The organism is Aquibacillus sediminis (genome assembly GCF_005870085.1).
GTDB lineage: Bacteria > Bacillota > Bacilli > Bacillales > Amphibacillaceae > Aquibacillus_E > Aquibacillus_E sediminis.
Genome location: NZ_SZNM01000001.1, coordinates 24,932 through 46,756, shown reverse-complemented (window position 1 = coordinate 46,756; position 21,825 = coordinate 24,932). Strand labels below are relative to the sequence as shown.

The window sequence follows — 21,825 nt, the reverse complement described above, 5'->3', positions numbered from 1 at the left end:
ACAGCCAAAAGATAAAGGGGTAACTAAATTCATGCAATCTTCGGTATCAGTTCAGGTAGATCCAGATAATTTGGCAGCAATATATAATGAATTTATTGAAGATTCTAATTATTCTGGTGCGCAAAAAGTATTAGATCTTTTGGCTAAAATGGATCAGGATGAATTTGTGGTTTGTTTTTCAGGTCATTTTTCAGCGGGAAAATCAACGATGATTAATGCACTAATAGGGGAGGAGATTTTACCGCAAAGTCCGATACCAACAAGTGCTAATGTAGTTAAATTAAAAGCTGGCGAAGGCTATGCCCGGATATTTTTTAAAGAAGAGGTTCCTCTCGAACTAAAAGAACCATATCAAATTGATCAAATTCAATCATACTGCAAAGATGGGGATGCCATTCAATCTGTTGAGATTAGCAAAAAAACAACCATGATTCCCAAGAATGTTACGATTATGGATACACCAGGGATTGATTCTGTGGATGATGCTGATCGTGTCATGACAGAATCTTCCTTACATTTAGTAGATGTGTTGTTTTATGTGATGGATTATAATCACGTCCAATCAGAAGTGAATTTAAAATTTATTAAAAAAATGCAAGACCAAGGTAAGCCTATTTATATTATTATTAATATGATTGATAAACATAATGAACAAGAATTACCATTTGATAGTTTCAAAGCAAGTATTGGTCAAACATTTTCTAATTGGGATATTTTGCCAAACCAGATCTATTTCACAAGTTTAATTGAGAAACGTCATCGTCTGAACCAATTTAATCGTGTGCAACAAGATTTAACAACGATAATGGCTAATAAACAGGAGAGGCTTGATCAGACAATTTACGATTCACTTGGTGTATTACTGGAGCAACATATAAGTGGGGTTCAACAACAAAATCAAGAAAAGGTAGAGCGATTACAAGAAGAATTAAATCGATTAGAAGCAAAAACTGATCAGTCATCAGATCATGACTTGGAATACCAATTACAATTTTATGAAAATATAAATAATGAGGCAGAACAAGTGTTCACGTCCATGATCAATACGACGTTAAAAAATGCTTATATTATGCCGTTTGAGATAAGGGAAAAGGCAGAACAATATTTAGAATCGCAGGCAAAAGGTTTCAGAGTAGGATTGCTTTCAACCAAGAAAAAAATTCAGCAAGAACGATTAAACAGACTTGATGCGTTCTATCATGCTTTAATGCAAAAAGTGAAAGCAACCATTGAATGGAAGTTGCGTGAAAAAGCATTAGCATTTTTAGAAACTTTTTATATTAACCATTCCGAACATGTGCAACGTTTGCAATCATTCAATGTGGAGTATCCTAAGGAAAGAATAGAGGCGTTAATAAAGCCTGGAGCTAAACAATCAGGTGAATATCTCCTAGTTTATACGGAAGATATTGCCAATGACATTAAACAATTTTACAAACAAGAAATGCGTACGATTTGGGATGCGTTACAGCCATCTATTTTAGCTGAGAAAGAACGACAAGTAAGATTATTATCTGAACAATTAGAACAAAACAATGCAGGTGAAAGAATTAAAAAAGAGTTGGCTGAACTTGATTCATTCATTCAAAATAAACATCGTGATTTAATGATGTTACGATCGTCTACAGTTGATGCTTCCAATCAAGTTACCGAATTAAGAGAGCGGATACACCAATCAACACCTGTATTCCGTACAGAAGTAACTGCAACTGAATCGATACCAACACAGTCAAAAACTTCTTCACAAGATAAGGAAACAATAGAACCAAAACAAACACAAGTGACCAAGAAGCAATACCATGTAGAAGATATCACCAAACGTCTAGACCAAACGGCTGGCTTGTTACAGCAGTTAATAGGTTTTCATTCCATATATGATGATCTAAAACAAAAAAAGGATAGAATAAAAAATCGTTCGTTTACTGTGGCATTGTTCGGGGCCTTTAGTGCAGGAAAATCATCTTTTGCTAATGCATTAATTGGCAAAAGCGTTCTTCCTGTTTCGCCAAATCCTACAACCGCTGCTATTAATAAAATATGTCCACCAAATGACGAGCATCATCATGAGCAAGTGGTTGTGACATTTAAAAGCGAAGAACGTATTTTGGAGGATATACATGCATTGATTGAGGATAAACAATTTCAGTCGTTGCAGCAGTGTTTGCATACATTCCAAGCTGATAAAAAACAGTTTGATCGGAAACAGCAATTATTTATTAGTTCACTTGAGCAAGGGTATGAGCAATTGTCCGAACACCTAGGAAAACAACTAACCATTCATTTAGATCAATTAGCAGATTATGTAGCAAATGAAGCGCTAGCAAGTTACGTAGAATCGACTGAATTGTATTATGCTTGTCCAATAACCGATCAAGGGATAACGTTAGTAGATACACCTGGAGCTGATTCGATTAATGCTAGACATACAGAAGTGACCTTTCAATACATCAAACAAGCGGATGCGATTTTATTTGTGACCTATTATAATCACGCTTTTTCTAAGGCTGATCGCGATTTTCTAATTCAATTAGGACGAGTGAAGGATGCATTCCAGTTGGATAAAATGTTCTTCCTTGTCAATGCGGCAGATTTGGCAAAAGATCAAACAGAAGTTGATCTAGTCACCAATTATGTTGCAGACCAGCTGCAAAACTTTGGAATACGTAATCCAAGAATGTACCCGATCTCAAGTAAATTAGCCTTAAAGAATAAAATGGAAGCCACCAATTACGCATCAGGAATACAATCGTTTGAAAAGGATTTCTATTCCTTTATCAATCAAGAACTATTGGATATCTTGGTTAAAGCATCTCTTCATGATATCGATCGTGCGAAACAGCAGTTAAAACGTTATATTGATACAGCTTCGATGAGTAATGATGACAAACAAAAACAACAAGAGGTTTATCAATCGAGATTAGAGCAAGTAAGACATGAGATCAATCAGTATAATAGTGAAAAATTCCAAAATGATATCAAACAAAAAACGGAAAAACAACTTTATTACGTGGATCAAAGAATATTTATGCAGTTTCAAGATTATTTCAAAGAAACCTTTAACCCATCCACCATTAAAAATAATGGAAAACAAGGGAAAACCGAGATAGAACAAGCTTTAAAACAATTGATCAAAAATATAGGATACCAACTGGAACAAGAATTGCGAGCTGTTTCTTTACGATTGGAAGCATTTTTAGATCAAAAACAAATCGACCTAAACAAGGTTTGGGAACAGCAATCTTCAAAAATTGAGTCTGATTTGTCATTACCGGATGTTGAGCATGACGAATATGACACACCTATATTCGAGGAAGCGTTAAAATCTGTATCTATGAGAGAGTTTGATCCTGCAATACAGGTATTCAAAAACACGAAAGCATTTTTTGAGAAAGATGAAAAGAAACAAATGATGGAAAAAATAAAAGAAATTGCTGCTCCACATATCCAAGCCTACTTATCAATGAATACCGACTATTTGATTTCGTATTACTTGGAACAATGGGAGCAAGCTGTTACACGGAACTGTAACAAAACAATCCGGTCTGTTGAACAGTATTATGAAGGACTCATGTATTCGCTAACGGAACAAACTGATGTTGGGGAATTGGAAGCGATACTGGCGGAAATAGAGAGTGTTAATTAGATAGAAACTAGCACGAAAAGAGAAAAGAGGATGTTTCTCAAGTAATGCTTAAGCATTACTTGATGGAACATCCTCTTTTTCTGTTTTTTATAAAGAATGGTTGTTTTTTGTCAAAGTAACTTTAGATTAATTGTCTTATAGAACGAGGTAAAGACGTTTCAATGTCTGGAAGTAGTTCTGATCCTCTTGCAATATCTTTTGCTTGGTGACTATCAGATCCAAACACGAGCGGTATGTTCATCTGATAGGCTTTTTGTAGAATGGTTGCATTTGGATAACAAGTACCACAATACGGTTTAAAGAATCCTGCAGTATTTGCATCAAGTTCAAATCCTTTAGCTTGTATCGTTTCTAATAAATTAATAATTTCAGTAGTATACGCTTGTTTTGCCGTATAGAGCTTGGAAAATTTCTCGATTAAGGTAAGATGTCCAATTCGATCTGGTCGATAGTTTCCAAAGTCAGTATTCAATAATTTCTCCATTGTCAAGTAGTAAGTTTGATAGACTGCATCTACTGAACCAAATAATTCAGTTATCCGTTTGAATTCATCTGCACTGTAATCAATACACACATATTCTCCATTTGGTGCTTTTAACATATGGATCGACAAAATGGAATAGTAAGCAGTTTCTCCGATTGAGTCAATAAAAGCAGTTAGTTCCTTTTCAAACCCTTCAATATAATCTAGTTCAAAACCAGCATTAATCGTGATTAAATCCTCATATTTTTCTTTTAGTCGCGTTGCTTCATGTAAGTACACCTCCACATCTTCCCAACTCATCGCACTGTCTTGCTCTGGTGTCGGATCTATGAACCCTTTCGGTAACGGCGCGTGTTCCGTAAAGGTTATATACTCCAATCCTTGCTTGATTGCAGCTTGCACGTAAGCTTCCATGTTGTCACTTGCTCCATGCGGGCAGAAATTTGTATGTACGTGAAAATCCCCTTGTAATTGCATCAATAGATATTCTCCTCTCTGTCTACTATAATAGTCTTAATATTACTAATTTTAAAGAAAAAAGTTGACTTAAATGTTTCGTGTGTGTTAAATTTTAACAAAGGTAAATACTTTAGTACAGTAGAGTGGTAACGTAATAAAGAGAAGGTGGGGAATTGAATCTATGTTTTTGCCCTCGGGAAGCCAAGATGAGATCGGACAAAAGATTACCAACCGATCCAAAGCCTATGAAATTTTCAAGAATGTAACATTAAGTCGAAATTATAAACAAATTACAACACCAGTCGTGGAGTATGCCACAACCTTTACAAATAAATATGCTGGTATGGAACTGCGGAATATGTTGAAATGGTTTAACCATGAAGGGGATATCGAAGTATTAAGACCTGATTGGACGACTGCTGTTGCAAGAGCTGTAGGTAACCAAAATAATTCGCAATCTAAATGGGCGTATCAAGGTTCTGTGTTTCGTCGTGACAAAGATGGAATGGAAAGTAGACAAGCAGGTATTGAAATTGTTCATATGCCAACCTTTTTGGGTGAAAGCGAATGTTTATTAACTGCTGCAGCTTATTTAAATGAACTAAATATAAACGATTATCTAGTTGAACTAGGTCATATAGGTATTTTTAATGAATTAATAGCTCCATTAAATTTAACAGAACAACAAATAGATCAATTAAGAAATGCAATGCATGATAAACGAAGAGACGATGTTTATCAAATTGTTGCAAATGCAGGACGGAAAGATATTGCAGAGGAGTTAACTTCATTGGTGGATGCCTATGGAACATCTGCTATGATCGAAGAATATGAAGAAAAATGGCAACATAATCAGCAGTTACTATCGATTATTCAACACCTTAAACGCTTAGCAAACTTGTTAGAACAATTGAATGTAGAAGTAATTGTGGACCTAGGTCGTGTTAAGAATCTACCTTATTATGATGGCACGATGTTTAGAGGATATATTAAGAGCAATGGTGCTACATGTTTTTCTGGTGGACGTTATAATCGTTTATATGAACAGTTTGAGCAGAATATTTCTGCAGTTGGCTTAGCTTTTGATGTAGACGTATTAGCCGAACATATAGAGGAAGCAGATGACCGAATCAAAGTTTGTATTTTAGCTTCAGAAGACACGCATGCATTTGCTGAAAAACATCGAAATAACTATCCAAACGCAATTGTTGACATCCAATATCAACGGATAAATCTGGATCGTTTTGACAAAGTTATTGAAGTGGTGGAAGAAAACGCACAATTAAAGGTGGTGGAAAAATGAAACCTTGTATTGCCCTAACAAAAGGAAGAGTTGAAAAACAATTTCTTGATTATTTTAAGGCGCTTGATTATGATGTGGAACCGCTAATTAACAAAGGCAGAAAGTTACGTGTAGAAACAGAAGAATTTCAGTTTGTCTTTGCAAAAGGGGTTGACGTAACTACCTATGTGGAACATGGGATTGCAGATTTAGGCATTGTTGGGGAGGATATCCTAGCGGAATTTAAACCTGATGTCTATAGTCTCTTGCCATTACCATTTGGTCATTGTCGTATGGCAGTGGCAGTAGAAAAGGGGAAAGAGTGGCCGAACCGAAAAAGACGTATTGCTAGTAAGTATACGAATATTACGAAAGAATATTTTCGTCAAAAAGGAGAATCTGTCGATATTTTCAAACTTGAAGGATCGGTCGAATTAGCGCCAATCTTAGGTTTGGCTGATGGTATTGTCGATATTGTAGAAACTGGAACAACATTGAAAGAAAACGGATTGGTCGTAAAGGAAGAGTTCCATCAGTACAGTGCACGTTTGATTGCCAATCGATCTTCATTAAAGATAAAGCGTGATGTGTTAGCACCAGTAATTGAGAAGTTTCAGAAAGGAGAAACAGTATCATGATGCCTGAAATGTCTAAGGAAACATTTACAGAGACCGTCCTTTCGAAAAAAACAGGATCACAACTTGATTCAGAAATTTTAGATGTGGCCAAACAAGTCATTGCCGATATACGATCAAATGGTGATGCGTCGTTAAATAAATATATTGAGAAGTTTGATGGTGTAGTTCCCAAACAATTACAGGTGACTAATGAAGAACGAAAGCAAGCTTGGGAGGACGTTGCGGACGAAACGATCGATTCTTTACAGAAGGCAGCAGAAAACATTCGATCTTTTCATCAACAACAAGTCCAGTCTTCTAGGTTTATGAACACAGAAGGGGATATTGTATCTGGCCAACTTTATCGACCGATCGAACGTGTCGGAATTTATGTTCCAGGAGGCACGGCATGTTATCCATCTTCCGTATTAATGAATGCAATTCCTGCTGTTTTAGCAGGGGTAGAAGAGGTCGTGATGGTAACACCTGCGCGCAATGGGGAAGCAATCGCACCAATTTTGTCTGTTGCTGCTGATATTGCTGGGGTCGACAAAATTTATAAAATTGGTGGAATACAAGCAGTTGCAGCATTAGCTTACGGTACAGAAACCATTCCTGCCGTGGATAAAATTGTTGGACCAGGTAACGCGTATGTAGCAGCTGCTAAATCGTTAGTGTTCGGTGATGTTGGTATTGATATGATTGCTGGACCTTCAGAAGTAGCCATCATTGCAGATGAATCGGCAAATCCTTCCTTTGTTGCTGCTGATTTAATTGCTCAAGCAGAACATGATACCAATGCTCGAGCATTTTTGTTTACTACGTCCCAGCAGTTACTAAAACAAACAATTGAGCAATTAGAGATACAATGTGCAAATTTACCTAGAAGAGAAATTGCGGAAGCTGCATTAACAGAGAAGAGCGCCACTGTTCTTGTTAAAGATCTTGAGGAAGCTTTTTATCTAGTAAACCAGTTAGCACCAGAACATTTAGAAATTCAACTTACAGATCCATTATCTTATCTCGGAAAAATTAAAAATGCAGGATCGGTATTCTTAGGCCACTATACACCTGAGGCCCTTGGTGACTATTACGCCGGACCAAATCACGTACTACCAACTTCTGGTACTGCTCGATTTTCGTCTGGTTTATCAGTTGATGACTTTGTAAAGAAAACAACCTTTTTGTATTACTCAAATCAAGCTTTGGAGCAAGCATCACAGCATGTGATCAATATTGCGACAGAAGAACAATTAGCAGGGCATGCTCGAGCTGTTGAAAAACGTCTAGATAAATAGAAAGTGGAGTGATGAAGAATGCGAACGGCTAGTAAAACTAGAAAAACGAATGAAACGATCATTGAAGTTGCTTGCAATTTAGATGAAGCCAAAGAAGTAAGAATTGATACTGGTGTCGGTTTTTTCGACCATATGCTAGAATTACTTGCCAGACATGGCCGCTTTGGGCTAGAGGTAAAGGCTGATGGAGATTTATACATTGATAGTCACCATACGGTCGAAGATGTGGGAATTGTATTAGGACAAGTACTAAAGGAAGCTTTAGGTGATAAACAACAAATTAACCGCTATGGGCACGCGTATGTACCTATGGATGAATCATTAGGATTTATCGCACTTGATATTAGTGGTCGACCGTTTTTAGTTTTTGATGCTGAATTTCCCAATCAAAAATTAGGTAACTTTGACACGGAACTTGTGAAAGAATTTTTTCAAGCATTTGCATTTCAGTCAGGGATCACGTTACACGCAAAAGTGTTTTATGGAGAAAACACACACCACAAAATCGAAGCATTATTTAAGGCGTTAGGTCGTGCCTTATCCGAAGCAATACGTATCAATGTCGAGATTGATGGTGTAAATTCAACAAAGGGGTTAATTGAATGATTGCAATTGTAGATTATGGGATGGGTAATGTTGCAAGTGTGTCAACTGCATTCAAACGATTGGGTTATGAGGTCTTGTTAACGGATAAAGAAGAAGAGTTAGAACGTGCCTCACACATTATTCTACCTGGGGTTGGTTCCTTTCAGGCAGCGGTACAAGAGATAAATGACCGAAATTTGAAACAACCTTTGCAACGTCTTGCAAAACAAAAACCTTTTTTAGGGATTTGTTTAGGGATGCAACTGTTGTTTACCGAAGGATATGAAGGGGCTACTTCGAAAGGACTGAACCTCATACCGGGGACAATAGAGAAGATAGAAACGGATTTACTTTTACCACATATTGGTTGGAATGCATTACATATTAACGAAACACATCAACCTTTTACAGCCTTCCAAGATAAACATGTTTACTTCGTTCATTCTTTTGCAGCCAACACTACCGATGATTATATCGTCGCCACTGCTGAATATGGAACAAATATTCCAGCTATTGTCCAGAATGGCCATGTGTTTGGCATTCAATTTCACCCTGAAAAGAGTGGAGAAGTCGGCGTTGACATTTTAAAAACATTTTTACAATTAACAGAATAAATCAATCGGACCGATTGAGAGGGGGACTAGTTATGAAAATTTTACCAGCAATTGATTTAATTGATGGAAAATGTGTTCGTTTATATCAAGGTGATTTTAATCAAACAACAAATGTTGGAGCTGATCCAGAAACACAACTACAAACCTTTATTAAGGATGGTGCAGAAATTGTCCATATTGTTGATTTAGATGGTGCGCGTAATGGCGAAGCGAGACAATATGAATTAATAAGCAAATTATGCGCACAATCAACTGTTCCGATTCAGGTTGGTGGCGGTATTCGCAGTTTGGAAACAATTGAAAACTTAATCCAAGCAGGTGCGGATAGACTTGTGCTAGGTACAGCTGCTTTAGAAGATGAAGCCTTTTTACGAGAGGCAATCAACCAATATCAAGAACATATTGTTGTTGGTATTGATGCAAAGAATGGCAAAGTTGCAACACAAGGTTGGGAAACAGTTTCCGAAATCGACTATATTGATTTTGCAAAGAAAATAGAAACGTTAGGTGTTCAAACGATTGTATTCACGGATATTTCAAGAGACGGTACCATGTCAGGCCCCAATGTAGAGGCATTAAAGACATTACTAGAAGCTGTAACGTGTAAAATTGTGGCGTCTGGCGGTATTAAAGACAATGCAGATATAGAAGCATTGGAAGAAATAGGCATTGAAGAAGCAATTGTTGGAAAAGCGATTTATGAAGGCAAGGTGACATTGAAGGGGGCCACTACATGATCGTCAAACGTATCATTCCCTGTCTTGACGTAAAAGAAGGGAAAGTTGTCAAAGGAACAAACTTCGTATCATTACGTGAGCTTGGTAATCCGGTAGAAATGGCTTCTTCTTATTCGAAAGAAGGAGCAGATGAAATCATTTTCCTAGATATATCAGCTACCAATGAAGGTAGACAAACAATGGTTGATATTGTAAGGGAAACAGCAGAGAATGTGTTCGTTCCGTTTACGGTTGGTGGCGGTGTTCGTACGATTGATGATGTGACTCGGTTATTACAAGCAGGAGCAGATAAAGTTGGCATGAACTCAGCAGCAGTAGCAAATCCAGATTTAATTGAAGTAGCTTCTGCGCGGTTTGGAGCACAATGTATCGTGGTTGCGATCGATGCCAAACGCTTTGATGATGGCTGGCATGTGATGACGCATGGTGGTAGCAAAGATACAGGAATCGATGCAATTACATGGGCAAAAACAGCAGAGCAACATGGAGCAGGTGAAATTTTACTAACGAGTGTTGATACCGATGGAGTGAAAGATGGTTTTGATATCGAATTAACCGAGGCTATTGTCTCTTCTGTTCGCATCCCTGTCATTGCTTCTGGTGGTTGTGGTGCACCGGAACATTTTTCAGAGGTATTCAAAAAAACAGATGTTTCCGCAGCCTTAGCAGCATCAATTTTCCATGAGAACACGTTTTCGATCAAAGAAGTAAAACAAAGTTGTAATCAACAAGGAGTGGATATACGTGATGCCGGACTTCTCTAAAGGGTTAATTCCAGCAATCGTTGTCGATGATCAAACAGGGCAAGTACTAATGCTAGCTTATATGAATGAAGCAGCCTATCACAAAACAATTGAAACAAAGCAAACGTGGTTTTATTCTCGTTCTCGTCAAGAACTTTGGAACAAGGGAGCAACATCGGGTAACTATCAAAAGGTAACATCGATAAAACTAGACTGTGATAGTGATACCTTGTTAATCCGTGTCATCCCGCAAGGACCAGCTTGTCATACTGGTGAAACGTCCTGTTTTTATCAAACAGTTGACCTTACGAATGGTGAGGTTGCGACGCAAGCTACGAATTCATATACAACTAATATATTCGATGAGGTTATGAGCGAAGTAAAAGAACGCCAAACAGTACCAAAGGAAAATTCCTATACTAATTATTTATTTGATAAAGGCATTGATAAGATTGGGAAAAAGGTAATAGAAGAAGCTGGTGAAGTCGTTATTGCAGCAAAAAATCAGGATAAACAAGAAATCATTAATGAAGTGAGTGACTTAATTTATCATAGTTTTGTGTTAATGGCAAACCAGCATGTCTCACTTGATGATGTAAAAGGAGAACTAACGAATCGTTTTGCTAAAAAAGGTAACCATAAAGGAGAGCGACCTGAAATAAAAGAGTGGTAACGCTCTTTTATTTTGCGATCATTTAGATTTGCAATAAAGCACTTTTATAAATAATGTACTAGATGCATATAAGCTGAATTATACGACATGTCCCTCATAAATTTGCTGTCTACGATTCTGATTGAAATAAGTGTTATACCATCGCTACGGCAGAATACTCCGCTTTCCATGGGCACGGCCTCAGCTAACTTGGTAAAGAACCCCACTTTACCAAGTGGATCTTCGACTCGTGCTGTTCCCATAGGAGTCTCCGTATTCTGCCTTCGCTGGGATAAGTTCTCTAATTAATGGTAAATGTAATACGATATAAAAAATAGCGAGTTTACTGCAATGTTGCGTGAACTTGACTTTAACAAAGCAATGCTCTATAAAACTTCAGATCACTGAAATAAGCGGAGGCAATACACGGAGACTCCCGTGGGACTAGTGGCATCGGTGAGACCCCGCAGTGAGGTACGAACGAGGAGGCTCACCAGCCCCCCACAGGAAAGCGTAGTGTATTGCCGCAGCGTTAGTTTAGCACTCATAATTAATAGGAGGAGAAGGAAATAATTATTCGTATAATTCAGCTTATATGTAATGGATTGCTGTAAGGTTTTTAATTAAGTTTTAAATCAACATAAAATTCTGAATATTTAATGTGAAGAAGGGTTATATATGAAACTTAGTGTGTTAGATCAAGCGCCAATTTCAAGGGGATCTAATCCAGTTGATGCGTTACAACATTCCATTGAACTGGCTAAAGTGACAGAAAAGTTAGGGTATACGAGATATTGGGTTGCAGAACACCATAGCACAAATGGCTTAGCTAGTTCGTCGCCGGAGATCCTGATTACACGGATTGCTTCGGAGACAAGTCGTATACGTGTTGGATCTGGAGGTGTACTATTACCTCAATATGCACCATATAAGGTTGCGGAAAATTTTAAAATGTTAGAAGCTCTTTTTCCGAATCGAATCGATTTAGGACTTGGTCGGTCGCCAGGTGGTTCGCAGCAAACAAGGCTTGCTCTGACAGATGGCGTTAAGAAGAATTTAAATGCTTTTCCACGTCAATTACAAGAATTGCAAGGATTTTTATATAATGCTTTACCAAAAGATCATCCTTATAGAACAGTTAAAGCGACACCTCGTGTTGACACTTATCCTGAAGTGTGGGTGTTAGGACTATCAGAGCGTGGGGCGACAAATGCTGCAAAACTTGGCGTTGGTTTCTGTTATGGACACTTTATCAATCCCGTTAACGGGGAGTTAGCTATACGTACATATCGTGAAAAGTTTGAACCGTCGATAAGCCTGCAAAAACCTCATGTACTCGCTTGTATATTTGTTGTATGTGCAGAAACAGAGGAAAAAGCGGAAGAGTTGGCATTGAGCCAGGATAAATGGCTTTTAAGTGTAGAGAAGGGTGGAGATACTAAGGTTCCGTCTTTGCAAGAAGTGAAAAATAAGACGTACAGTGATGAGGAGCGGCGAATCATTACCAAAAATCGTAAACGTACAATTATCGGTACACCAATCAAAGTCAAGGAAGCGCTAGAGAACTATAGTGAACTGTATGGCATTGATGAATTTATGATTATTACCAATATTTATGAGTTTGATGCGAAGGTTAGATCCTATGAATTGCTGGCAAATACTTTCGGTTTAGCGAAAAGTTGATAAAATTATAAAAAGGACGTTTCCTAATAGAGACGTCCTTTTTTATGTCTATTTCCAATGGTGGTGAATAAATTCGTCACGTCCAGACTTTTCTCGGTCTTCTAAGTATTCTTGTTCGTTTTTTTGATAGAAGTCTTGATGGTATTCTTCTGCAGGATAGAAAGCAACTGCAGGTAAGATTTCTGTTACAATTGGTAGACGAAATTTATTACTATTTTCCAATTTTCGTTTAGAATCCTCTGCTTTTTCTTTTTGCTCTGTGGTATGATAAAAAATAGCTGTTCGATATTGGGGACCACGATCATGGAACTGACCACCATCATCAGTTGGATCTATTTGTGGCCAATAAAGATCTAGAATTTGATCATAACTAACCTTTTGTGGATTAAATGTGATTTCAACTGCTTCATAATGACCAGTTTCCCCTGTTTTCACTTGTTCATAAGTAGGGTTGATGATAGAACCACCAGTATAACCAGAGATTACCTTTTCGACACCGTCCCACTGATCAAAAGGCTTTACCATACACCAAAAGCATCCACCAGCAAAAGTTGCTTTTTGTAATTTTTCCATGATGTTCACTCCAATTTAAAATAATAGATTGATAATATCATGTTTTTTTGACATTTCACAACTTATTGTTACATATAATTTATTAAAGACATAATGATTTACAATTTTTGTAATTCATGTTTAATTTTATAAGGGGAGGGATTTTTTGGCTACTATAAGCAACTCAATAGATTATTCACAACTAATCGAAAATGCGTTAATTGGTTATGTTGTTTTAAATAAACGTGAAATTGTATATGCCAATCCCTATATATATCAATTATTAGGTTATCAAGCTAATGAAAGATTGGAACTGGATAAACTATTGCATCCAGATTATCATTTAGTTTGCAACGATCGATTAAAAGTTGTATATGAACAACACAAATCAGTTGCACCTATGGAACAGAAAATGATCAGAAAAGATGGATCGATTGTACACGTTGAGGTTTTTGCTACACCATATTTTAAAGAAAATGAGATCTATGCACAAGTTCAAATTGTTGATATAACGGATCGAAAAAGCTATGAGAAAGTATACGAAGATACGGAGTTAAGTCGCCAATTAATGAATGATCATATTTCTGATATTATAACAGAATTAAATGTGGAGGGGGATGTACAATATGTATCTCCGTCAATCAGTAATTCCCTTGGGTATCAACCTGAAGAAATAGTCGGCATGAATTTATTCCAGCTTATACACCCAGAAGAAAAAGAGAAACTGTATAAGCATTACCAGCGTCTACTTACAGCTAGGAAATCAACGATGGTTCGTTACAGAGCACTATCTAAAAGTGGAAACTTTGTATGGTTAGAATCACGTGGGAATGTGTTCTTTCGCGGAAATGAACTTCGTGTGATCGCGGATTCTAGAAATATAACAGAGCAAATTGAATCTGAAAAACGATTAAGACAAACCGAAAAAATGGCTATTATAGGTGAATTAAGTGCTGGTATTGTTCATGAAATAAAAAACCCCTTAACATCAATTAAAGGTTTTTTACAATTAATGAAAGCGGGTACCATTAAAACGAAGGATTATATATCCATACTGAATACAGAAGTCGAGCGAATTGAGCGAATTGCACAAGACTTGTTAAATTTTGCAAAACCAAGTAACACAATGAAAAAACAAGATCTTGTTGAACTTGTTGATGATGTAATCGTATTAATAGACGTTCATTCAAAAAAGAAAAATATAGAACTTATTTGGAGAAGGCCCAAAAGCCCAATTTATATTAAAGCGGATGCTTCTCAAATAAAACAAGTAATCATTAATTTAATAAAAAATGCAATCGAAGCGTCCGAAGAAGATCATCAAGTAGAAGTATATCTAGAAACAACTGAACATCATGTGTTTATAAAAGTAAAAGATGATGGATGCGGAATACCAAAGGAACAATTATCTAAAATCGGAGAAAGCTTTTTTACTACTAAGGAAAAAGGGACAGGCCTTGGTTTAATGATTACACAGAAAATTATTAAACATCATCATGGAACGATGAAAATTGATAGTGTGGAGGGTGAAGGGACGCTTTTCACCATCCAATTACCTTTAATTAACATGTAAGTATGAATTGCTATTTAAAGCAAAACGGTATTATAATTATATTTTTAAACCACGTAGAGAAAGGTATTTCATAATGACGTATAAATCAAAGATCTTACTTGTTGATGGTATGGCGCTATTGTTTAGAGGTTTTTATGCTACAGCATATACTGGTAACTTTATGTTGAATAGTAGCGGCGTACCAACGAATGGAATTTTTGGGTATTTAAATTATTTTAGTGATGCAATCAAAGCTTTTTCACCAACACATGTTGTGTGTTGTTGGGATATGGGAAGTAAGACGTTTCGAACAGAAATGTATAATGCTTATAAAGGAAACCGAGGAGAACCTCCAGTTGAATTAATTCCACAATTTGATTTAGCCAAGGAAGTGATGGATGCTTTTCGTGTTCCGAATATTGGTTTGAGTGGCTATGAAGCAGATGACTGTATTGGAACACTTGCAAAACAATATAGTCAGGAAAATGAAGTTATTATTCTTACAGGTGACCAAGATATTTTACAATTAGTGGATGACCATATATCTGTAGCAATTATGAAAAAAGGTCGAGAAAATTATGAGGTCTACCAGATCGATCGTTTTCATGAACAAAAAGGGATCACACCAAAACAAATTATCGATTTGAAAGGCTTAATGGGCGACACTTCCGATAATTATCCAGGCGTTAAAGGGGTTGGGGAAAAGACTGCCCTAAAATTATTAACAGAATATGGATCAATTGATCAAATTATAAATAATATACCTTTGTTAACAAAAGGATTACGAAAGAAAATTGAGGATAATTTAGAAATGCTACATTTATCAAGAAAGTTAGCGGCCATTTATTGTGATGTTCCGATAACGTGTCCTTTAGATGAAGCAGTGTGGAATGTTGATCGCCAGAAGGTACAACAAAAGTACCGTGAATTGGAACTAAAAGGTGCGATTAGTTGGTTGGATGATGTTAGTTAACGGAGGATAAAGTTTTCATAAACATATACAGTATCGTTGCTATTTTATGATGGATAATTCCTATTTTGTTAGAAACACTAAGCATTATGGAGGTGTTTCAATGAGTGAAAAACACAATAATCGAAGTCAGTCAAAACCTGATTCTTCTGTAAATCCTCAAGGGCTGTCAGAGGACCGAGCAAACCAGCGACCAAAATCACAACTTGAAGACCGAGCAAAAAAAAGAAACACGAAAATATAAGGTTATGGGGGATCCCATAACCTTTTTTCATGTTTTGTCGCTAGCTCATGCCATATGTGATACCATTTATCTCCGACAAAGTTAAGTGCAATTGCTTAAGCTCTTATTGAAATTGTTCGAGCTTCGTGAAAAATTCTTTTACAAACTTATAAAACACTTGTTCAGATGGCGCTAATTCACGATGTTTAGGAATGATAATCCCAACTGTTCTTATAATTTCAGGACTTTCAATTCGTATTTTCCTCGTTAATCTTGGTGTCGCATCATAAAACGTACTTTCAGGTAGTAATGTTACGCCTATACCAGCGGATACTAACCCTTTAATGGCATCTAAGTCTGCTCCTTCTGAGGACACTTTTGGTGAGAATCCCGCTTGGCGACATCCATCAACGACAAGTTTATGAAGGATAAATTCTTTAGGAAACACTACAAACGCATCATTTCTTAGATCATTCAAATGAATGGTTGATTTATCTGCAAGTCGATGCTTTTCAGGTAATAAGGCATAAAATTGTTCAGTGAATAATATGTTCGTTACAATATTCCGTTGATCGGAAGGAACCGGTCCTAAAAAAGCTAAATCAATTTCGCGATTAACTACCGCATCAATCAAAAATCGATAGGAACCTTGTCGTAGTTGAAAAGCGATGTTTGGATATGTTTCATTAAACTCGGAAATAACTGTAGGCAACAGATGACTAGCTAAACTGGTTGGAAAACCGATCTTAATAGAACCACGTTCTGGGTCTAAATATTCATCCACCTGTTTTTTCGCATGGTCAATGGCCTTCAAAGCTGTTTTCGTATGGGATAAAAAAACTTTCCCTATTTGTGTAAGTTTTATATTTCTGCCTTCTCGTTCAAATAATGTAACCCCTAACTCATCTTCTAAATTAGCGATTTGTCGACTAATTGCTGATTGTGCAACATGAAGATTCAAAGCAGCCTCCGAAACATGTTCCCGTTCAGCAACTTCCATAAAATAACGTAATTGTCGTAATTCCAATATCAAATCCCCCTATCCATACTCAATTTATATCAATGTGAGATTGTTTCTATCTATATTATATATTGTTTGCATAAATAGTAAAACCTATAATAATAATCAAGACACAAAAAATGAAGAGAGAATATACGGGGGGCGAGAAACATGAGTTATAATCAAATGCCTGATGCACAAGGGCTTTATCGCCCAGAATTGGAACATGATGCATGTGGAATTGGGCTTTACGCTCATATGAAAGGATTAGCTACACATGACATTGTTAAAAAGGGCTTAAACATGCTTTGTCAATTAGATCACCGTGGTGGTCAAGGAAGTGATCCAAATACTGGAGACGGTGCCGGATTGATGGTCCAAATTCCAGATAGTTACTTTCGCAAAGTATGTCCAGAATTGAACTTGCCTCAAAAAGGGCGTTACGGAGTTGGCATGGTGTTCTTTTCTGATGATGAAGAACAGCGAAAAAAGATTGAAAATTATGTAAATGAATTAATTAAACAAGAAGGACAAACGCTTATTGGTTGGAGAACTGTACCAGTAGATCCCACCAAAGTAGGTGAAGCCGCAAAGGATACTTGTCCAGTTGTTCGCCAAGTATTTATTGGTGCTAATGAAAATATAACCGATGAATTAGCATTTGAAAGAAAATTATATGTCATTCGTAAGCAAGCAGAACATTGGGCGGAATCAGAAGACTATCGTTTTTACTTTGCTAGTCTTTCTAACAGAACAATTGTCTATAAAGGGTTACTAACTCCAAGTCAAGTTGATCAATTTTATTTAGATTTACAGGATAAAGATTTTGTGTCGGCATTCTCACTAGTACACTCTCGTTTTAGTACAAACACTTTCCCAAGTTGGGAACGCGCACATCCAAATCGTTACCTTATCCACAATGGAGAAATTAATACGATGCGAGGAAATGTTAACTGGATGCGAGCAAGAGAACAACAATTTGTATCTGAAGCATTTGGTGATGATTTGCCAAAACTTTTACCAATATTAAATGATAACGGAAGTGATTCTTCTGTTTTAGATAATGCATTAGAATTTTTTACTTTAGCAGGTAGGTCGCCTGCACATGCAGCCATGATGTTAATTCCAGAACCATGGAAAAACAATCCGCATATTTCAGCAGAAAAAAGAGCGTTTTATCAGTATCATAGTTCATTAATGGAACAATGGGATGGACCAACATCGATCACGTTTACGGATGGCAAACAAATTGGTGCTATTTTAGACCGTAATGGTTTACGTCCTGCTCGTTATTATGTAACAAAAGATGATTATATTATTTATTCCTCTGAAGTAGGCGTTGTTGATGTGGAAGAGGAAAACGTCTTATATAAAGATCGTTTAAGTCCAGGTAAAATGTTGTTAATTGATCTAGAAGAGGGACGTATTATCTCAGATGAAGAAATAAAATCAGAAATAGCAAGTGCACATCCTTATCAACAATGGTTGGATGAGCAATTAGTACCACTAGAAGAAGCACTAGCGGGAGAAAACGAACAACCTATTGATAATACGTTTACCAAACAAAAAGCCTTTGGCTATACAACAGAAGACATTGAAAAATATTTAAAACCAATTGTGATAGGTGGGAAGGATCCAATTGGGGCAATGGGGAACGATACACCCCTTGCAGTTTTATCTGATCGGCCACAATCGCTGTTTAATTATTTTAAACAATTGTTCGCTCAAGTAACTAACCCACCGATTGATGCCTATCGAGAGCAAATTGTAACATCAACTATGACGTTACTAGGTTCGGAAGGGAATATACTGCATCCGGATCAAACGAATTGCCATCGAATTCAATTAGAATCGCCAGTATTATCAAATAATCAGTTAGCAGGTATCAAGTCTAATCGGTACGCTGGTTTTAAAAGCGAAACAATCCCCACATTTTTTGAAGACGATCTACAAGTAGGCCTTGATCACCTTTTTGCGAAAGCAGATGAGGCAATCCAAAATGGGGCAAACTTATTAGTATTATCTGACAAAAATATTAATTGCAATGATGTACCTATTCCAGTACTACTCGCAGTGAGTGCCTTGCATCAATACCTCGTTCGCCAAGGGACAAGAACCAAGGTAAGTTTGATTGCTGAAACTGGTGAGACGAGAGAAGTACATCATTTTGCAGCACTACTAGGATACGGAGTTGACGCTATTAATCCATATCTAGTATTTGAAACGTACAAACGTGAGATATTCAATGGAAACATAGAACTTTCCTATACGGAAGTAGTCAAAACCTATATCACTAGTATTACAGAGGGCGTCATCAAGGTCATGTCCAAAATGGGGATTTCAACTGTTCAAAGTTATCGAGGTGCACAAATCTTTGAAGCAGTTGGAATTAGTAAAGAAGTTATAGATCAACACTTTACTGGCACAGCATCACAAATTGATGGTATTGGATTAGAGACTATTGCAAAAGAAGCAATCCAACGTCATCAACAAGGGTATGGGAGAACAATTGATAACACATTGGAACCAGGTAGTGATTTCCAATGGAGAAAAACTGGGGAACATCACTCATTTAATCCGAAAACCATTCACACTTTACAATGGGCATGCCGAAGAGGAGATTACAGCCTATTTAAAGAATTCTCTAAATCAGCTGATGAGGATCGACTTACTACTTTACGTAATTTGTTTGATTTCAATTCCGATCACTCGATTCCAATCGAAGAAGTCGAATCAGTTGACTCGATTGTAAAACGATTTAAGACTGGTGCCATGTCGTTTGGATCGTTAAGTAAGGAAGCACATGAAGCACTTGCTATTGCCATGAACCGTTTAGGTGGTAAAAGTAATAGCGGGGAAGGTGGAGAAGATCCTAATCGATTCATTCCTGACGAAAACGGAGATAATCGAAAAAGTGCCATAAAACAAATCGCTTCAGGACGTTTTGGCGTAAAAAGTCATTATTTAGTGAATGCAGATGAATTGCAAATTAAAATGGCACAAGGTGCAAAACCAGGTGAAGGTGGACAATTACCAGGTAAAAAAGTGTATCCATGGGTTGCGGATGTACGTGGATCTACACCAGGAGTGGACTTAATTTCACCGCCACCACACCACGACATTTATTCAATTGAAGATTTAGCGCAACTTATTCATGATTTAAAAAATGCTAATCGTGGGGCTAGAATTAGTGTTAAGTTAGTCGCAAAAGCTGGAGTCGGTACGATTGCTGCAGGTGTCGCTAAAGGGAATGCCGATGTGATCAGTGTTGTTGGTTATGATGGTGGTACTGGTGCTTCACCAAAAACAAGTATTAAACATACTGGTTTGCCTTGGGAGTTAGGGTTAGCAGAAGCACATCAAACGCTAATGCTTAACGGTTTGCGTGATCGTGTCGTTTTAGAAACTGACGGAAAATTATTAACTGGTAAAGATGTCGCAATGGCAGCCCTTTTAGGTGCTGAAGAATATGGCTTTGCAACTGCACCACTAACGGTACTTGGTTGTGTGATGATGCGTGTTTGTCACATGGATACTTGTCCAGTTGGCGTTGCAACACAAGACCCTGAATTACGTAAAAAGTTTACGGGTGACCCAGACCATATTGTCAATTACATGCGTTTTGTTGCTCAGGAATTGCGTGAAATTATGGCAGAACTTGGATTTAAAACAGTTGAGGAGATGGTTGGCCGTACAGATGTGTTGAAAGTAAGTAACAAGGCAAAGACTCACTGGAAAGCGAAAGACCTAGATCTTTCCACCATTCTTTATCAAGTTAATGGAACGCGCACTTGTAAAACTTCCCAGGATCACAAACTTGATCACTCATTGGATGTTACGCAAATCTTGCCAATTGTTGAGTCAGCATTGGAATCGAAAGAAAAAGTAGAGGCATCTTTCCCAATTCGAAACATTGATCGTGTTGCTGGAACCATAGTTGGAAGTGAAATCACAAAGCGATATGGTGAAGAAGGATTACCAGAAGATACTATCACACTTCGTTTTAATGGATCAGCAGGTCAAAGCTTGGGCGCTTATATACCAAAAGGAATGACATTATTACTTTCAGGGGATGCCAATGATTACGTTGGTAAAGGATTATCAGGAGGAAAAATTGTTGTTTCATCTCCAAAAGAGTCAACAGTTGATCCAAGTAATAATGTGATTGCTGGTAATGTATCCTTTTATGGTGCAACAAGTGGAGAAGCATATATCAACGGTGTTGCAGGTGAGCGTTTTGCTGTCCGTAATAGTGGAGCTAATGTTGTAGTAGAAGGAATTGGGGATCATGGTTGTGAATACATGACAGGTGGTCGCGTTGTCGTACTAGGTAATGTAGGTAAGAACTTTGCTGCTGGTATGTCGGGTGGTGTTGCCTATGTTTATACAGAAGATAAAGCAGAATTTGAACACTTAACAAATAATGCTATGATAGAATTTGAAACGTTAAATAATGATGATGAGATTCATGTAAAACAAATGGTACAAAAACACTTTGATTACACCAACAGTAGTAAAGCAGCATTTGTATTACAAGAATGGGATCAAGCAGTCAATAAGTTTGTTAAAGTTATTCCGAAAGATTACAAGCATATGTTGAACATGATCAATAGCTATATTGCATCAGGTCAATCCGAACAAGAAGCACAAATGAGTGCTTTCCAAGATAAAAAAGACAACAAAGTAGTAGCAGAAAAACAACCTGAAAAAGTGATCGTTAACTAGAAAGGG

Annotated in this window: 17 protein-coding genes; 14 read left to right on the top strand and 3 right to left on the bottom strand. The window is 37.1% G+C overall.

Going from position 1 to position 21,825, the window contains the following annotated elements:
- Positions 1 to 31 precede the first annotated feature (31 nt).
- Positions 32 to 3,643: a dynamin family protein gene (locus FCI53_RS00200; protein ID WP_138414631.1), complete on the top strand. Its 3,612-nt coding sequence runs from the start codon at positions 32 to 34 to the stop codon at positions 3,641 to 3,643.
- Between the two features lie 121 nt (positions 3,644 to 3,764).
- Here the strand turns inward: FCI53_RS00200 and hisJ are convergent, their stop codons facing one another.
- A complete protein-coding gene (gene hisJ / locus FCI53_RS00195) occupies positions 3,765 to 4,604 on the bottom strand; it encodes a histidinol-phosphatase HisJ (protein ID WP_138415232.1) in 840 nt (279 codons plus the stop codon).
- Positions 4,605 to 4,767: 163 nt separating this feature from the next.
- Between hisJ and FCI53_RS00190 the strand changes: the two genes are divergently transcribed.
- From FCI53_RS00190 to FCI53_RS00150, 9 genes are all read left to right on the top strand, one after another.
- Positions 4,768 to 5,889, top strand: coding sequence for an ATP phosphoribosyltransferase regulatory subunit (locus tag FCI53_RS00190; RefSeq protein ID WP_138414629.1), 1,122 nt, complete (start codon positions 4,768 to 4,770; stop codon positions 5,887 to 5,889).
- The gene (gene hisG, locus FCI53_RS00185; protein ID WP_138414627.1) at positions 5,886 to 6,506 is read left to right on the top strand and encodes an ATP phosphoribosyltransferase; all 621 of its coding nucleotides are present in this window, start codon (positions 5,886 to 5,888) and stop codon (positions 6,504 to 6,506) included. The genes FCI53_RS00190 and hisG overlap by 4 nt, the downstream gene beginning before the upstream one ends.
- Positions 6,503 to 7,783: a histidinol dehydrogenase gene (gene hisD, locus FCI53_RS00180; RefSeq protein WP_138414625.1), complete on the top strand. Its 1,281-nt coding sequence runs from the start codon at positions 6,503 to 6,505 to the stop codon at positions 7,781 to 7,783. Before hisG ends, hisD begins: the two co-directional genes overlap by 4 nt.
- A gap of 18 nt (positions 7,784 to 7,801) precedes the next feature.
- Complete coding sequence (hisB, locus tag FCI53_RS00175; protein ID WP_138414623.1) at positions 7,802 to 8,389, top strand: imidazoleglycerol-phosphate dehydratase HisB; 588 nt, start codon at positions 7,802 to 7,804, stop codon at positions 8,387 to 8,389.
- The gene (gene hisH, locus FCI53_RS00170; RefSeq protein ID WP_138414621.1) at positions 8,386 to 8,982 is read left to right on the top strand and encodes an imidazole glycerol phosphate synthase subunit HisH; all 597 of its coding nucleotides are present in this window, start codon (positions 8,386 to 8,388) and stop codon (positions 8,980 to 8,982) included. Before hisB ends, hisH begins: the two co-directional genes overlap by 4 nt.
- Positions 8,983 to 9,014: 32 nt before the next feature.
- Complete coding sequence (gene hisA, locus FCI53_RS00165; protein WP_138414619.1) at positions 9,015 to 9,719, top strand: 1-(5-phosphoribosyl)-5-[(5-phosphoribosylamino)methylideneamino]imidazole-4-carboxamide isomerase; 705 nt, start codon at positions 9,015 to 9,017, stop codon at positions 9,717 to 9,719.
- Positions 9,716 to 10,483, top strand: coding sequence for an imidazole glycerol phosphate synthase subunit HisF (hisF, locus tag FCI53_RS00160; protein ID WP_138414617.1), 768 nt, complete (start codon positions 9,716 to 9,718; stop codon positions 10,481 to 10,483). The genes hisA and hisF overlap by 4 nt, the downstream gene beginning before the upstream one ends.
- Positions 10,467 to 11,135, top strand: coding sequence for a bifunctional phosphoribosyl-AMP cyclohydrolase/phosphoribosyl-ATP diphosphatase HisIE (gene hisIE / locus FCI53_RS00155; protein WP_138415230.1), 669 nt, complete (start codon positions 10,467 to 10,469; stop codon positions 11,133 to 11,135). Before hisF ends, hisIE begins: the two co-directional genes overlap by 17 nt.
- A gap of 657 nt (positions 11,136 to 11,792) precedes the next feature.
- Positions 11,793 to 12,797, top strand: a complete 1,005-nt coding sequence (locus FCI53_RS00150) for an LLM class flavin-dependent oxidoreductase (protein ID WP_138414615.1) — start codon at positions 11,793 to 11,795, stop codon at positions 12,795 to 12,797.
- 48 nt (positions 12,798 to 12,845) lie between these two features.
- Here the strand turns inward: FCI53_RS00150 and msrA are convergent, their stop codons facing one another.
- On the bottom strand, positions 12,846 to 13,370 hold the full coding sequence (gene msrA / locus FCI53_RS00145; RefSeq protein WP_138414613.1) for a peptide-methionine (S)-S-oxide reductase MsrA: 525 nt from the start codon (positions 13,368 to 13,370) through the stop codon (positions 12,846 to 12,848).
- Between the two features lie 145 nt (positions 13,371 to 13,515).
- Between msrA and FCI53_RS00140 the strand changes: the two genes are divergently transcribed.
- The 3 genes from FCI53_RS00140 (at position 13,516) to sspL (ending at position 16,115) form a co-directional block, all read left to right on the top strand.
- Entirely contained in the window at positions 13,516 to 14,922 is a 1,407-nt protein-coding gene (locus tag FCI53_RS00140; RefSeq protein WP_138414611.1) for a PAS domain S-box protein, read from the top strand.
- Positions 14,923 to 14,995: 73 nt separating this feature from the next.
- A complete protein-coding gene (locus FCI53_RS00135) occupies positions 14,996 to 15,874 on the top strand; it encodes a 5'-3' exonuclease (RefSeq protein ID WP_138414609.1) in 879 nt (292 codons plus the stop codon).
- A gap of 100 nt (positions 15,875 to 15,974) precedes the next feature.
- Entirely contained in the window at positions 15,975 to 16,115 is a 141-nt protein-coding gene (gene sspL / locus FCI53_RS00130; RefSeq protein ID WP_138414607.1) for a small, acid-soluble spore protein L, read from the top strand.
- A gap of 103 nt (positions 16,116 to 16,218) precedes the next feature.
- Here the strand turns inward: sspL and gltC are convergent, their stop codons facing one another.
- Positions 16,219 to 17,121, bottom strand: coding sequence for a glutamate biosynthesis transcriptional regulator GltC (gltC, locus tag FCI53_RS00125; RefSeq protein ID WP_138414605.1), 903 nt, complete (start codon positions 17,119 to 17,121; stop codon positions 16,219 to 16,221).
- Positions 17,122 to 17,265: 144 nt separating this feature from the next.
- Between gltC and gltB the strand changes: the two genes are divergently transcribed.
- A complete protein-coding gene (gene gltB, locus FCI53_RS00120) occupies positions 17,266 to 21,819 on the top strand; it encodes a glutamate synthase large subunit (RefSeq protein ID WP_138414603.1) in 4,554 nt (1,517 codons plus the stop codon).
- The last annotated feature ends 6 nt before the right edge of the window (positions 21,820 to 21,825 follow it).